This window comes from Planomonospora sp. ID67723, from assembly GCF_015711605.1.
Classification (GTDB): Bacteria; Actinomycetota; Actinomycetes; order Streptosporangiales; family Streptosporangiaceae; genus Planomonospora_A.
Genome location: NZ_JABTEZ010000002.1, coordinates 260,497 through 274,189 on the forward strand (window position 1 = coordinate 260,497; position 13,693 = coordinate 274,189).

Annotated in this window: 13 protein-coding genes; 6 read left to right on the forward strand and 7 right to left on the reverse strand. The window is 71.6% G+C overall.

The window, feature by feature from the left end; genetic code table 11:
• The first annotated feature begins 298 nt into the window (after nucleotides 1–298).
• Both recX and rny read left to right on the forward strand, forming a co-directional pair.
• A complete protein-coding gene (recX, locus tag HS041_RS13865) occupies nucleotides 299–865 on the forward strand; it encodes a recombination regulator RecX (protein ID WP_230879214.1) in 567 nt (188 codons plus the stop codon).
• 292 nt (nucleotides 866–1,157) lie between these two features.
• Complete coding sequence (gene rny, locus HS041_RS13870; RefSeq protein WP_196441099.1) at nucleotides 1,158–2,843, forward strand: ribonuclease Y; 1,686 nt, start codon at nucleotides 1,158–1,160, stop codon at nucleotides 2,841–2,843.
• 6 nt (nucleotides 2,844–2,849) lie between these two features.
• Here rny and HS041_RS13875 read toward each other — a convergent pair whose 3' ends face one another.
• The 5 genes from HS041_RS13875 to HS041_RS13895 all read right to left on the reverse strand — a co-directional run bounded on the left by HS041_RS13875 (nucleotide 2,850) and on the right by HS041_RS13895 (nucleotide 8,246).
• A complete protein-coding gene (locus tag HS041_RS13875) occupies nucleotides 2,850–4,811 on the reverse strand; it encodes a S9 family peptidase (protein ID WP_196441100.1) in 1,962 nt (653 codons plus the stop codon).
• A 120-nt stretch (nucleotides 4,812–4,931) separates the two neighbouring features.
• Nucleotides 4,932–5,876: an amino acid ABC transporter permease gene (locus HS041_RS13880; protein WP_196441101.1), complete on the reverse strand. Its 945-nt coding sequence runs from the start codon at nucleotides 5,874–5,876 to the stop codon at nucleotides 4,932–4,934.
• A complete protein-coding gene (locus HS041_RS13885; RefSeq protein WP_196441102.1) occupies nucleotides 5,873–6,541 on the reverse strand; it encodes an amino acid ABC transporter permease in 669 nt (222 codons plus the stop codon). Before HS041_RS13885 ends, HS041_RS13880 begins: the two co-directional genes overlap by 4 nt.
• 61 nt (nucleotides 6,542–6,602) lie before the next feature.
• A complete protein-coding gene (locus HS041_RS13890) occupies nucleotides 6,603–7,424 on the reverse strand; it encodes a glutamate ABC transporter substrate-binding protein (RefSeq protein ID WP_196441103.1) in 822 nt (273 codons plus the stop codon).
• Between the two features lie 66 nt (nucleotides 7,425–7,490).
• On the reverse strand, nucleotides 7,491–8,246 hold the full coding sequence (locus HS041_RS13895) for an amino acid ABC transporter ATP-binding protein (RefSeq protein WP_196441104.1): 756 nt from the start codon (nucleotides 8,244–8,246) through the stop codon (nucleotides 7,491–7,493).
• A 315-nt stretch (nucleotides 8,247–8,561) separates the two neighbouring features.
• Between HS041_RS13895 and miaB the strand changes: the two genes are divergently transcribed.
• Entirely contained in the window at nucleotides 8,562–10,070 is a 1,509-nt protein-coding gene (miaB, locus tag HS041_RS13900; protein WP_196441105.1) for a tRNA (N6-isopentenyl adenosine(37)-C2)-methylthiotransferase MiaB, read from the forward strand.
• Between the two features lie 14 nt (nucleotides 10,071–10,084).
• Here the strand turns inward: miaB and HS041_RS13905 are convergent, their stop codons facing one another.
• Nucleotides 10,085–10,681, reverse strand: coding sequence for a hypothetical protein (locus tag HS041_RS13905; RefSeq protein WP_196441106.1), 597 nt, complete (start codon nucleotides 10,679–10,681; stop codon nucleotides 10,085–10,087).
• Nucleotides 10,682–10,851: 170 nt separating this feature from the next.
• On the opposite strand from HS041_RS13905, the gene HS041_RS13910 reads away from it, so the two are divergent.
• Nucleotides 10,852–11,406, forward strand: a complete 555-nt coding sequence (locus HS041_RS13910) for a hypothetical protein (RefSeq protein WP_196441107.1) — start codon at nucleotides 10,852–10,854, stop codon at nucleotides 11,404–11,406.
• A 62-nt stretch (nucleotides 11,407–11,468) separates the two neighbouring features.
• Nucleotides 11,469–12,146 carry a class III extradiol dioxygenase subunit B-like domain-containing protein gene (locus HS041_RS13915; protein WP_196441108.1) on the forward strand — a complete coding sequence of 226 codons (678 nt, stop codon included), beginning with the start codon at nucleotides 11,469–11,471 and terminating at the stop codon, nucleotides 12,144–12,146.
• 86 nt (nucleotides 12,147–12,232) lie between these two features.
• On the opposite strand, the gene HS041_RS13920 is transcribed toward HS041_RS13915, so the two are convergent.
• Nucleotides 12,233–13,156 (reverse strand): ribonuclease Z, encoded by a 924-nt coding sequence (locus HS041_RS13920; protein ID WP_196441109.1) that lies wholly within the window; start codon nucleotides 13,154–13,156, stop codon nucleotides 12,233–12,235.
• A 19-nt stretch (nucleotides 13,157–13,175) separates the two neighbouring features.
• On the opposite strand from HS041_RS13920, the gene HS041_RS13925 reads away from it, so the two are divergent.
• The gene (locus HS041_RS13925; protein WP_307845284.1) at nucleotides 13,176–13,688 is read left to right on the forward strand and encodes a methylated-DNA--[protein]-cysteine S-methyltransferase; all 513 of its coding nucleotides are present in this window, start codon (nucleotides 13,176–13,178) and stop codon (nucleotides 13,686–13,688) included.
• Nucleotides 13,689–13,693: the final 5 nt, after the last annotated feature.

Here is a 13,693-nt window from a genome sequence, read left to right on the forward strand (position 1 = left end):
GGAGGCGTTCACCGCCGGAGCGGGCTCCGGCGGTGGTTCTGGACCGCGGGAGGGCTCCGGGCCGGAGGGCGGTGCGGAGGATGTTCCCGGCGGCGCGCGACGCCGCGGTTCACGGCGTGCCGCCGAGCGCTCGAAGGGCGACGCGGCCGGTTCGGCATGGCGCCGTCCCGGAGGCGCGGCCGGGGAGGGCCCGGAGGAGCCGTCCGGAGACGACGCCGGGAACATACCCGGGGAGAACTCCGCGAGACCGTCCAGGGGAACCTCCCGACGGGCCTCCGGAGGAAGGTCCGGGGGCTTCCTGCCCGACGGGCCGGTGGAGGGGTCTCCGGCGAGCCGGGGGCCCGAGGCCGATCCGCAGGCGGTGGCGAGGGCGATCTGCCTGCGGCTGCTGACCATGGCGCCGCGCACCCGAGCCCAGCTCGCGGAGGCGCTGCGCAGGCGAGAGGTGCCCGAGGAGGCGGCCGAGGCCGTGCTGGAGCGGTTCTCCGAGGTCGGGTTGATCGACGATGAGGCGTTCGCCGCCGCGTGGGTGAGCTCGCGCCATGCAGGGAAGGGACTGGCCCGGCGGGCGCTGGCCTCGGAGCTCCGGCGGCGCGGCGTCGAGGAGGACACGGTCAAGGAGGCGGTCGAGCAACTCGACCCCGAGGAGGAGGCGGAGACCGCCCGCAGGCTCGTGGCCCGCAGGCTCTCCTCCACCCGGGGGCTGGAACCGGCCGCCAGGACGCGCAGGCTCGCGGGCATGCTCGCCCGCAAGGGATACGGGCCCGGACTGGCCTTCCGTGTCATCCGTGAGGCCCTGGAGAGCGAGGAGCCGCAGAGCGCGGTGTTTCCGGAGGAGCCGGATTATCCGCTCGACTCGCCATAGTGCGGTCCCAACGCGTGCGTTCGTGGGGCTTTCGTGCCTTGCCCGTGACCACTTTGACGCTTAATCTCGACGGCAGTGAGGAGTTACTCCGCGCAGCGCGGATTGTCATAACGGTGAACTACGGACGAGCAGACTTGGCGGCGCGGGCAGGCGGAATGCCGGTGGGAGGAGCCGGCGCGGCGCCGGTCCGCGGTTGATATCTGTCCTGGTGGCGACACCGCTCGGACTATTCGTGCCGTGCGTGTGACCCTCGCGTGCTCGATATCGGCGACGCGAGGAGGGCGGGGCACGCATGGAGCCCGTTGTGGTGATCGTGCTGGCAGGGGCAATGGTGGTTCTTGCCGGAGTGACGATAACCGCGCTGGTCGTCCTGCTGCGCCGTACCGGAGGGATGACGGGCACGCCGATCGGTCCCTCTTCCGAGCAGCTGGCCGAGATCCAGGGTGAGCTGGAGGAGGCCAGACGCGAGGCGGTCGAGATCCGGGCCAGGGCCGAACAGGAGGCCGGGGAGCTCTTCCGCCGCTCCGAGCAGCAGGCCGCGGAGGCCAGGCGCCGTTCGGAGCAGGAGGCCGAGGCGATCCTGCGCCGCTCCGAGGCAGCCGCGGAGAGCGCCGCGCAGCTGCGCAAAGAGGTCGAGGCCGAGAGCCAGGTGCTCAAATACGAGCTCAAGGAGCTCCGCTCCGATCTGGAGCGGCGGGAGAACCGGCTGGCCGAGCGCGAGCAGCGGCTCGACGAGGAGGCCAGGCGCCAGGCCGAGCGGGCGCGCAAGCTCGCCGAGACCGAGACCGAGCTGGCCGACCGCCGCGAGGCGCTCGACAGGCTCGCCCAGGAGCGCAGGACCGTCCTGGAGCGGGTGGCCGGGCTCACCAGCGGGCAGGCCAAGTCCGAGCTCGTCCGGGAGATCGAGAACCAGGCCAAGCGCGAGGCCGCGCTGATCGTCCGGGAGATCGAGAGCGAGGCCCGCAAGGAGGGCGAGAAGCGCGCCACCAAGATCGTCACTTTGGCGGTGCAGCGCGTGGCCGCCGAGCAGACCGCCGAGTCCGTGGTTAGCGTCCTGCACCTGCCGGGTGACGAGATGAAGGGCCGCATCATCGGTCGCGAGGGCCGCAACATCCGCGCCTTCGAGTCGACGACCGGCGTCAACCTGATCATCGACGACACCCCCGAGGCGGTGCTGCTGTCGTGCTTCGACCCGGTCCGCCGTGAGACCGCCCGGCTGACCCTGGAGAAGCTCGTCCTCGACGGCCGCATCCACCCGCAGCGCATCGAGGACGCCTACGAGCGCAGCCGGGCCGAGGTCCAGGAACTGTGCGTGCGCGCGGGCGAGGACGCCTTGGTGGAGCTCGGCATCACCGAGATGCACCCTGAGCTGATCACCCTGCTCGGCCAGCTCCGCTACCGCACCTCCTACGGCCAGAACGTGCTCGGCCACCTCGTGGAGTCCGCGCACATCGCCGGGATCATGGCCGCCGAGCTGCGGCTGGACCAGATGCTGCTCAAGCGTTGCACGCTGCTGCACGACATCGGCAAGGCCCTGACCCACGAGGTCGAGGGCAGCCACGCGCTGATCGGCGCGGAGATCGCCCGCCGGTACGGCGAGCACGAGGACGTGGTCCACGCGATCGAGGCGCACCACAACGAGGTGGAGGTCCGCACGGTCGAGGCGGTCCTCACGCAGGCCGCGGACGCGATCAGCGGTGGCCGCCCGGGCGCGCGGCGCGAGTCGTTGGAGGCCTACGTCAAGCGGCTGGAGCGGCTGGAGGAGATCGCCCAGTCCTACACGGGCGTGGAGAAGGTCTTCGCCATGCAGGCGGGCCGCGAGATCCGGGTCATGGTGAAGCCCGACTCCGTCGACGACATCCAGGCGTCGGTGATCGCCCGCGACGTGGCCAAGCAGGTGGAGGAGGAGCTCACCTACCCGGGCCAGATCCGGATCACGGTCGTCCGCGAGTCCCGCGCCACCGAGTTCGCCCGCTAGGCGGGCTCAGACGCGGAAGAGCTGCTGGTAGAAGGCGAGCTCGGTGGCCAGGGCCGCGCTGCGGGTCTCGGCGCGGCGGAAGCCGTGCGACTCGCCCTCGAACGTGAGGTAGGTGCAGGGCACCCCGCGTTCGGCCAGCGCGTCGGCGAAGGCCTGCGACTGGGACGGGGGGACCACGGGATCGGCCAGGCCCTGCAGCAGGAGCATGGGGCAGCGCACCCCGGCGACCTGGCCGAGGGGTTCGCGGGAGCCGTACAGGACGGGGTCCTCGGGTCCGACCAGCCACTCGACGTAGCGGGACTCGAAGTCGTGGGTGCCCTCGGCGAACGGGCCGAGAGCGCTCACCCCGTAGTAGGAGACGCCGCCGGCGAACACGTCGGAGGCCGCGCAGGCCGCCATGACGGTCCAGCCTCCGGCGCTGCCGCCCCGGATCGCGATCCGCGCCGGATCGGCCAGTCCTTCCTCCGCCAGCCACTCGGCCGCCGCGATCGAGTCCTCCACGTCGACCACGCCCCACTGGCCGCGCAGCCGGTCGCGGTAGGCGCGGCCGTAGCCGGTGGAGCCGCCGTAGTTGACGTCGATCACGCCGATGCCCCGGCTGGTGAGGAAGGCCTTCTTCAGGTCGAGCGCCGTCGTGCTGTGCCCGGTCGGGCCGCCGTGGGCGAACACGACGTAGGGCGGCGCGCCGTCACCGGTGACCTCCGGATTCGACGGCGGGTAGACGAAGGCGTGCACCCGGCGGCCGAACCGCCCCTGGATCTCCACGGCCCGGGGGACCGGCAGGTAGGCGACGTCGGGCAGCTCGTCGATATCGCGCCGGAGCCCCTCCACCCTCCCGGTCACGGTGTCCACCCGGACGACCGACTGGGGCACCGCCGGGCCGTACCCGATCCCGGCGATCGTGCGCCCGTCCGCTGCCAGCACCGGGGACCAGCCGTCGTAGGGCACGTCGAGGTCGGTCAGCGTGCCGCCGTCGGGGTCGAGGATGCCCAGCCGCAGGTCTCCCTGGCCGTGCAGGACCGCGAGCCGTCCGTCGTCCAGCACGGTGTACGGCGCGCCGCCGAGCTGCCAGAGCGGACCGGCGAACTCCTCCTCGGCGGGGTAGAGCGCCTGGGAGGACGTGCCGTACATCCCGATCTGGTAGAGGTTCCACCAGCCCGACCAGTCGGAGATCAGATAGAGGTTGCGGTCGTCGCGCCACTGCGGGGCGAGCACGGACTCGGTGGAACCGCCCTTGACGGTCCAGGAGTGGCCGTCGGCCAGGCGGGTGATCCGCAGCTCGGTGCCGTTCCACGGCATGCGGGGGTGGTTCCAGCAGATGTAGGCCAGGTGCCCGCCGTCGGGGGAGATCGCCAGGGAGGCGTAGAAGTCGCTCCCGCCGACCCGTTCGCGGGGCTCGGCGCCGCCGTGCAGGGGGATGGAGACGATCGACCGGCTGACCTTGCCGTTGTGGTGCCGCTCCTGCACGCACCAGATCTGCCCGTCGTGGACGATCAGATCGGCGTAGCGGAGCCCGGCCTCGACCTCGGGCTCCGGGGTGATCGGCCTGGGCTCGGCACCCGGAGCCAGCAGGTAGAGCCGCTGGTCGGCCAGGTTCGCGAAGACGACGCTCGCGCCGGCACCCTCACTGTGGCCCTCGCTGTGGCCCTCGCTGTGACCCTCACGGGGACTCCCATCGGGCCCCTCGGCGTGGTCCTCACCGGGAACCACCACGTAGGAGCGCCCGCCGTACTCGTGCACGCGGGTCCTGGCACTCCACGGCGCCGACAGCAGCTCACGGCGTGTGCCGTCGGCGCTCCGGTGCATGATCGTGGTCCGCCCGCCTTCGGCGGGCCGGTCCTCGCTCCACCACACCTCCTCGCCCAGCACGGTCGGAAAGGCCAGGTTCAGTCCCGAACGGGCGACCTGGGAGGTGGAGACGGGAGAGGGCCAGGCGGCGTACGGCAGGACATCACGCTCTGCGGGCATGACGTAATCCTGCCCGATATCGCGCCGCGTGTCGCCGGTATGAAGCCGATCTCGTGCGGGCGGCGGGCACACGGATCGGGAGCGGACGGCCGTCCAGCGGAGGACGGCCGTCCCCCCGCCTCACGGGTTCGGCGTGCCGTCCCCCACCGGACCCGCGACCGCGGTCGGCGAGTCCGGCCGGGCGACGGGCCGGGCGGATGTCTTCCTGCTGCGGCGGCTGCGCCGCTCCAGCCAGGTGGCGACGGCGCCGACGGCCAGATTGATGATGATGTAGATGACGGCGATGACGATCACCGAGGGGATGATGTTGCTGAAGTTCGAAGGCAGTACCCGTGCCCCCGCGTTCAGCAGGTCCTCGAACGCGACGATGAACCCCAGCGCCGTGTCCTTCAGCAGCACCACGAGCTGGGCGACGATCGCCGGCATCATGGCGGTGACGGCCTGCGGCAACAGGACCATCCGCATGACCTGGCTCTTGCGCAGGCCGATCGCCAGCGCCGCCTCGCTCTGGCCGCGGGGGAGGGACAGGATGCCCGCCCGCACGATCTCCGCCAGGACCGAGCCGTTGTACAGCACCAGGCCGACCACCACCGCGCTGAAGGGCGTCACGGTGAGCCCGAAGAGGAGGCTCGCGCCGAACATGGCAGTGAAGATCATGATGAGCAGCGGGATCGCGCGGAAGAACTCCACCACCGCCCCGGCCGGGATGCGGATCCAGGCGTGCTCGGAGAGCCGGGCGATGCCGAAGACGAAGCCGAACGGCACCGCGATCACCGCGGCGACCACGGCCGCGCTGAGCGTGTTGACCAGGCCGGGGAGGATCAGGTTGGCCCATACGTCGGCCCGCAGGAACGGCGTCCACAGGTCGGCGTCGAGCTGGTTCTTCTCGTCCAGCTTGGTGAGCATCACATACAGCGCGAACACCACGGCGAGGACGGTCAGCACGGTGTAGACGACATTGCGCGCGCGGGCCCGGGGCCCGGGCGCGTCGTAGAGGACCGTGGCGCGGTCGGCGCCCGCGACCGGCCTGCGCCCGGCCTTCACCGGCGCCGGTGTCGCCGTCATCGGACCACCGCCATCCGCTTGGCCAGCCAGCCGAACAGCAGGCCGACGGGCAGCGTCAGCACCAGGAATCCCAGGGCGAACCCGAAGAAGATCGGTACGACGGCGTCACCGTGCGCCTCGAAAAGGGTCTTCATCGTCAGGGAGGCCTCTCCCACGCCGATGGCGGCGGCGATCGTAGTGTTCTTGGTCAGCGCGATCAGGATGCTGCCCAGCGGGGCGATCACCGCGCGGAACGCCTGGGGCAGCACGATCAGCCGCAGGTTCTGGGCGAAGGTGAGCCCGATGGCGCGGGCTGCCTCCGCCTGGCCCAGCGGCACCGTGTTGATCCCGGCCCGGATCGACTCGCAGACGAAGGCCGCGGTGTAGGCGGACAGGCCGATGATGGACAGCCACATGGAGTTGGTGGACAGGCTGTCGGAGAAGGAGACGTCCAGGACCACGCCGAGCCCCAGCCCGCAGAACACGATCACCAGCGTGAGCGGGGTGTTCCGTATGGCGTTCACGTACACGGTGCCGATCCCGCGCAGGATCGGCAGCGGGCTGACCCGCATCGCGGCGAGCAGCGTCCCCAGGATCAGCGCTACCAGCCCGCTGGTCAGCGTGAGCCGGATGGTCAGCCAGAAGGCGTCCCGGATGACCGGGAACTCCTCGATGAGTGCCTCCACTCATTTCCTCCCACGGCTGCCGGCCGGGGCGCGTCGGCGCCCCGGCCGGTCGATGGCCTGATCAGTAGCGTTCGACGGTCGGCGGGGTGGTGAAGAACTTGCCGAACTCACCGAAGTTGGCGTCGACGGCCTTCTTCCAGCTGCCGTCCTGGAACATCTTCTCCAGAGCCTTGTTGATCTTCTCTCGGGTGTCCTTGTCGTCAAGCTTCACGCCCACGCCGTACTTCTCCTCGGAGAAGGGCTGACCGACCAGGCGGAACTTGCCGGGCTTCTGGGTGGCGAACCCCGCGAGGATCGTGGCGTCCGTGGAGATCGCGTCGACCTGCTTGTTCTCCAGCAGCGGCAGGCAGGCGCCGTAGCCCTGCTGCTCGGTGAGGAACTGGGACTTCCACTCGGCGCCGAACTTGTCGGCCAGACGCTTGGGAGAGGAGGAGCCCTGGGCGCCGCAGACCTTCTTGCCCTTCAGGTCCTCGACGTTGTTGATCGAGGTGTCGTCCGCCCGGGTCAGGATGTCCTGGCCGGTGACGAGGTACGGCCCGGCGAAGCCGACCTTCTTCTTGCGGTCGTCGGTGATCGAGTAGGTCGCGATCACGATGTCGACCTGGCCCTGCTGGATGAACGACTCGCGGTTGGCCGACTGGGCCTCCTTGAACTCGAGCTTGTCGTCCGCGTAGCCGAGCTCCTTGGCGATGTAACGGGCCACGTCGACGTCGAACCCCTTGAAGGAGCCGTCGGGCTGCTTCTGCCCCAGGCCGGGCTGGTCGATCTTGATTCCCACGACGAACTTGTCGTCGCCACCGCTGCTGTCGCCACCGCAGGCGGTCAGACCGGCCACCGCAGCCGCCGCCGCGATCATCATGGCGCCAATACGACGCATGCGCATTCTGCTACCTCGTCTCTCGTCAATGTCTGGATGAGGGACCTGCTCGTCAGGACCGGCTCGTCGGGATCAATGCGTAAGGATCTTGGAAAGGAAGTCCTTGGCCCGGTCGGTCCGGGCGTTGGTGAAGAACTCGTCAGGCGTGTTCTCCTCGACGATCTGCCCCTCCGCCATGAACACCACGCGGTTGGCGGCCCGCCGGGCGAAGCCCATCTCGTGGGTGACGACCATCATGGTCATGCCGTCGCGGGCCAGGCCGATCATCACGTCGAGCACCTCCTGGACCATCTCGGGGTCCAGCGCCGAGGTCGGCTCGTCGAACAGGATCATCTTGGGGTCCATGGCCAGCGCGCGGGCGATGGCCACCCGCTGCTGCTGGCCGCCGGAGAGCTGCGCGGGGTACTTCGAGGCCTGGCTGGCGATGCCGACCCGCTCCAGCAGCTCCATGCCGCGCTGCTCGGCCTGGCCCCTGGCGATGCCCCTGACCTTGATCGGCCCGAGCGTGACGTTCTCGAGGATCGTCTTGTGCGCGAACAGGTTGAAGGACTGGAACACCATGCCGACCTCGGACCTCAGCCTGGCCAGCGCCTTGCCCTCCTCGGGGAGCGGCTGCCCGTCGAACAGGATCGTCCCGCCGTCGATGGTCTCCAGCCGGTTGATGGCCCGGCAGAGCGTGGACTTGCCGCCGCCCGAGGGGCCGATGACGACCAGCACCTCGCCGCGCGAGATCGTCAGGTTGATGTCGCGCAGCACGTGGAGGCTGCCGAAGTGCTTGTTGACGCCTTCAAGCACGACAAGAGGAGTCGCGTCCCCGTTCTCCGTCATAGATCACAACGTAATTCTGTAAAGGGCAAGTCGCGCTAACCCTGCGGTACCGATCCGATCACGGACGGCCAACGGCTGGGTCATCCCCGTTGCGGCCCGGCCCCGGGACCGGCGGCCGGCCCGGAAGGGCCCTCGCCGGGCCGGCCGCCGCGCCCGCGGCGACCTCAGCGATCGGCGGAGCCCCGGCGCGGTGACCCGGCGGGGTGTCCCGGCGCGGTGACGTCCTTCGCGAAGCGTATCGGATCCGTCGCCCGGCGTACGGCCCGCGGAAGCCGTACCCGGAGGTCGGGGGAGCGCCTACCCTTGTTGGTTGAGATGACTGCCACCGTGGAGAGCGCCCGCACGTACGAGGTTCGTACCTACGGGTGCCAGATGAACGTGCACGACTCCGAGCGCCTGTCGGGCCTCCTGGAGGACGCGGGATACGTTCCCGCGACCGAGGGGGAGACGGCCGACGTGGTCGTGTTCAACACCTGCGCCGTGCGGGAGAACGCCGACAACCGCCTATACGGCAACCTCGGCCACCTGCGTCCCGCGAAGACGGACAACCCCGGCATGCAGATCGCCGTGGGCGGCTGCCTCGCGCAGAAGGACCAGGGCGAGATCGTCCGCCGGGCGCCCTGGGTCGACGTGGTGTTCGGCACGCACAACATCGGCTCGCTGCCGGTCCTGCTCGAACGCGCCCGGATCGCGCAGGAGGCCCAGGTCGAGATCAAGGAGTCGCTGGAGACCTTCCCCAGCACCCTGCCGACCAAGCGCGAGTCCGCCTACGCCGCGTGGGTGTCGATCTCCGTCGGGTGCAACAACACCTGCACGTTCTGCATCGTGCCCGCGCTGCGCGGCAAGGAGAAGGACCGCCGCCCCGGCGACGTCCTCAACGAGGTCAGGACCCTGGTCGACCAGGGCGTCCTGGAGATCACCCTGCTGGGGCAGAACGTCAACACCTACGGCGTCGAGTTCGGCGACCGGTTCGCCTTCGGCAAGCTCCTGCGGGCCTGCGGCGAGATCGACGGCCTGGAGCGGGTGCGCTTCACCAGCCCGCACCCGGCCGCCTTCACCGACGACGTCATCGCGGCGATGGCCGAGACGCCCAACGTGATGCACCAGCTCCACATGCCGCTGCAGTCAGGCTCCGACCGGGTCCTCAAGGCGATGCGCCGCTCCTACCGGGCCGAGCGCTACCTGGGCATCATCGAGCGGGTCCGTGCGGCGATGCCGGACGCGGCCATCTCCACGGACATCATCGTGGGCTTCCCCGGCGAGACCGAGGAGGACTTCCAGGGCACGCTGGAGGTGGTGCGCCAGTCGCGGTTCGCCAACGCCTTCACCTTCCAGTACTCCATCCGCCCCGGCACCCCGGCCGCCACCATGGACGGCCAGATCCCCAAGGAGGTCGTGCAGGAGCGCTACGAGCGGCTCGTCGCCCTGCAGAACGAGATCTCCTGGGAGGAGAACAAGAGGCAGGTCGGCCGGGTGCTGGAGGTTCTGGTGGCCGAGGGCGAGGGCCGCAAGGACGAAGCGACCCACCGCCTGTCCGGCCGGGCCCCCGACAACCGCCTGGTGCACTTCTCGCCGAACCTGCCGGACGGGGAGGCGCCGCGTCCCGGGGACATGGTCACCGTCGAGGTCACCTACGCCGCCCCGCACCATCTGGTCGCCGACGGTCCCGTGCTGAGCCTCCGGCGCACCCGTGCGGGTGACGCATGGCAGGCCCGTCAGGGCGCCCCTGCGGGCAAGGGCTCCGGCGTCATGCTCGGCATGCCGTCGATCGGCCGTCCGGCTCCCGCCCGCCAGGAGACCCCCGGCTGCTCCGCCGCCTCCTAGATCCGCGGGCGTGCTCAACGGTTGAACAGCTCGTCGAGTACGGCGTGGCAGTAGGTGCGGCGGAGCTCGTCGAAGGTCGCGCACGGATTCGGCAGGTGAGGCGGCTGCCGCGAGGCCGGGGTCGACGGGCGGGCGGCGGGATCGCCGGACGCCGTCGCGACCGGCGCGGGACGCGGTCGCGGGGCGGGCGCCCTCCGCGCCTGTGAGGGTCCGTCGCCGCCGGTCGAGGACGCGGGCGGGCGGGAAGGCGCGGTGGAACGGTCCCGGGCGACGGTGCCGCGCGGTTCCGGCACGGCTCGGGCGTGCGGGAGGGCCGGAGCCGCGGTGCGGGGGAGCGGACCCGGGGCGAGGGCGGGCGCGAGCGGCTCCCGGGTGCGCCCCGGGCCGCCGGTGTCCTTCTGCGGGGCGGCGTCTGCGGCGTCCCCGGCGGATGCGGGGACGGCCGGTCCGGGGACGGGCGAGTTCCATGCGGCTCCGCCGGGAGCGGGCCGGTCGGAGGAGATCGGCCCTCCGTCCGGTACGGCGGTGCCGGAGGGGACGAACGGAGCCGGGGCCGGGGCCGCGTTCACGGTGAGCAGGATGCCGAGACCCGCGAGCCCGGCGGTGGTCAACGTGCCAATTAGGACATACGGCCGTGAAGTACGTAGAAGCCTCTCAATGGATGACAAGTCGTGATTCCTTTGTGATTGATGTGCGGGCGTTTCGTTACTGTGGCTAGTGTGGTTCGGCACCCTCGGAAACCGTGGAGGTTTCCATCGAAAACCGCAGGGAGTTGTTCCCCATGCACGTCCCCCCGTCTCCGGGCCGTCCCGAGCAGCCCAGAGAACCCGAAATCCTCACCGGCCCCGCCGGTGAGCCCGCACCCCGGCGCAAGCACGGCCTGGCCATAGCCGCTGCCTCCGCCCTCACCGCCGCCATCGTGAGCGCCGGTGCCGTCTTCGTCCTCGTCGGCGGCCCGGGTGACGGCGGCGCGTCCCCGGAGTCCCGGTCGCCGCAGGGCACGCAGGGCGCGCAGCAGGACCCCGGAGCGGGCGACGGCTCCGACGGCGACGGCTCCGGCGAGGCGCCGGAGGAGGCCGCGAACGGCTCCGACGGCGGTGCCCCCGACTCCGACTCCGACGCCGCTCCCGACTCCGGCGACTCCGGTGACGCCAGGGCGTCCGGCGACGGAGACCCGGGCGGTTCGGACGGCAAGCCCGCCACGTCGACCTCCGGCAAGAAGAAACAGGGTTCCCGGCAGGGGGCGGAGCAGCCGGAGGCGGACGGCCGGAGCGACCCGCAGTCCGACGGTCCTCCCGGATTCATCCCCCCCAATCCCCCGATCGGCGGTTACTGACCCGGTCCGGCCCGAGCCGCCGGTGCCGCCGTACGGCGGGCAGGCTCCGTTAGTCTGGCGGCGTGATCGTCGCCGCCGCCGTGTGCCCGCACCCCCCGCTGCTGATCCCCGAGCTGGCCGGTGCCGCCGCGAGCGAGCTCGACGAGCTCCGCGCGGCGTGCGCCGCCGCGGTGGACGCCCTGCGGGACTGCGCGCCCGACGCGGTCACGGTGGTCGGCGGGGCCGAGACGGCCGGGACCTACGGGCCGGACGCCGCCGGAAGCCTCGCCCCTTGGGGGGTGGACGTGCGTGCCGGCTCGGGGGTCCCCATCCTGCCGCTCTCCCTCACGGTCGGCCGCAGGCTCCTCGACGAGCACGGCCTGGTCGCCTCCGGATTCCACGCGGTGCCGTTCGACGCCTCCCCCGGGGAGTGCGCGGCGCTGGGCGAGCGGTTGGCGGCCGGGGCCGGACGGGTGGCGCTGCTGATCATGGCCGACGGCTCCGCCCGCCTGACCGAGAAGTCCCCGGGCTACCTCGATCCCCGCGCGGAGCCGTACGACGCCGGGATCGTGCGCGCGCTCGCCCGCGGAGAGGTCCCCGACCTCGACCCCGGCGAGGCGGCGGAGCTCTGGGCCGGGGGCAGGGCCGCGCTCCAGGTCCTCGCCGGCGCCGGTGCCGACGGCCCGCTGACCGGTGAGATCCTCTACGACGCGGCCCCCTACGGGGTCGGTTACTTCGTGGCCCTGCTCAGGCGCGCCTGACGGGCACGCCATCCGGGTGCCGCCATCCGGGTGCCGCCATCCGGGTGCCGTCAGCCGGGCATGCCGACCCGGTCAGCCGGGTGCCGTCAGGGGCGCCTGGGGACCGGGACGCGCGCCAGATCCCGCGCCAGGACGATGTCGCCGTCGAAGAACGCGCGCGCCTCGTCGACGAAGCGGGGCTCGTCGGCGGGACCGTAGCGTTCGGAGATGTGGGTCAGAACCAGGCGCCTGACCCCGGACTCGGCCGCCACCCGACCCGCGTGGGCGGCGGTCAGATGCCCGTAGTCGGTGGCCAGCGCCGCCTCACCGGACAGGAACGTCGACTCGATCACCAGCAGGTCCACCCCCTCGGCGAGCGCGAACACCCCGTCGCAGAGCCGGGTGTCCATGACGAACGCGGCGCTCTGACCCGGGCGCGGCTCGCTGCAGTCCTCCAGCCGCACGGCCGAGCCGTCCGGCGCGGTCACCGTCCCCTCGCGCTGGAGCCTGCTGATCGCAGGGCCCTCGACACCCCGCTCCCGCAGCAGCCCGGGGAGCATCCGGCGGCCGTCGGGCTCGTCGATGCGGTAGCCGTACGACTCGACGGGGTGGGAGAGCGGGCGGGCGGTGAGGGCCACCGGGCCCGCGTCGAAGGTCGCGCGCTCGCCGGAGACCGGACGTTCGGCGATCACCTGGGTGTCGGCGAAGACGGAGGCGTGCCGAAGGCGCCGCCAGTAGGTCTCGCCGCCCGCCGGGTAGGCGGCCTGGACGGGGTGGGCGACACCGTCCCTGGCGATGCGCTGGATGACGCCGGGAACGCCGAGGCAGTGGTCGCCGTGGAAGTGGGTGACGCAGATCCAGGTGACGTCATGGGAACCGACGCCCGCCAGGGTCATCTGGCGCTGGGTGCCCTCGCCGGGGTCGAACAGGAAGCCCTGACCATCCCATAGCAGGAGATATCCATTGTGGTTACGGTGGCGGGTAGGGACGGCGCTGGAGGTGCCGAGAACGACGAGTTCGCGAAGGGACACATTCCCAATGGTAGGAACCGTGGCGTTCGGGAGCCTGCCCACACCCCTGGGGGAGATGACGGTCGCGGTCACCGAGGACGGAGTGGCGGGCGTCGGCTGGGGCGGCAGGCGCCGGCTCGGCGAGCGGCTGATCGACGGGCTCGGGCTGGCCGAGGCGGACGCCCCGGAGCGGACGGCTCCCGTGCTGGGCGAGCTCGCGGACTACTTCGCCGAGCGGCTGCGGGTCTTCACCGTCCCGGTGGACTGGCGGCTGACCACGGCCGCTCAGCGCAGCGTCCTGGGCACGCTGTACGCGACGGTCCCCTACGGCCGGACGGTGACCTACGGCGAGCTGGCCGCCCGCAGCGGAGGCGGGATCCCGGCCCGGGCCATCGGGTCGATCATGGGCGCCAACCCGATCCCGGTCATCGTGCCCTGCCACCGGGTGGTCGCGAGCAACGGCCTGGGCGGCTTCAGCGGGGGAGAGGGCGTCGAGTCCAAGCGATGGCTGCTGACCCTGGAGGGCTACCTGCAGCCGACTCTGTGGGGCTGAGCGGG

Excerpts from the sequence above, each read along its gene's own strand:
- rny (WP_196441099.1), top strand. The coding sequence starts at position 1,158 with ATGGAGCCCGTTGTGGTGATCGTGCTGGCAGGGGCAATGGTGGTTCTT.
- HS041_RS13875 (WP_196441100.1), bottom strand. The coding sequence starts at position 4,811 with ATGCCCGCAGAGCGTGATGTCCTGCCGTACGCCGCCTGGCCCTCTCCC.
- HS041_RS13880 (WP_196441101.1), bottom strand. The coding sequence starts at position 5,876 with ATGACGGCGACACCGGCGCCGGTGAAGGCCGGGCGCAGGCCGGTCGCG.
- HS041_RS13890 (WP_196441103.1), bottom strand. The coding sequence starts at position 7,424 with ATGCGCATGCGTCGTATTGGCGCCATGATGATCGCGGCGGCGGCTGCG.
- HS041_RS13895 (WP_196441104.1), bottom strand. The coding sequence starts at position 8,246 with ATGACGGAGAACGGGGACGCGACTCCTCTTGTCGTGCTTGAAGGCGTC.
- miaB (WP_196441105.1), top strand. The coding sequence starts at position 8,562 with ATGACTGCCACCGTGGAGAGCGCCCGCACGTACGAGGTTCGTACCTAC.
- HS041_RS13910 (WP_196441107.1), top strand. The coding sequence starts at position 10,852 with ATGCACGTCCCCCCGTCTCCGGGCCGTCCCGAGCAGCCCAGAGAACCC.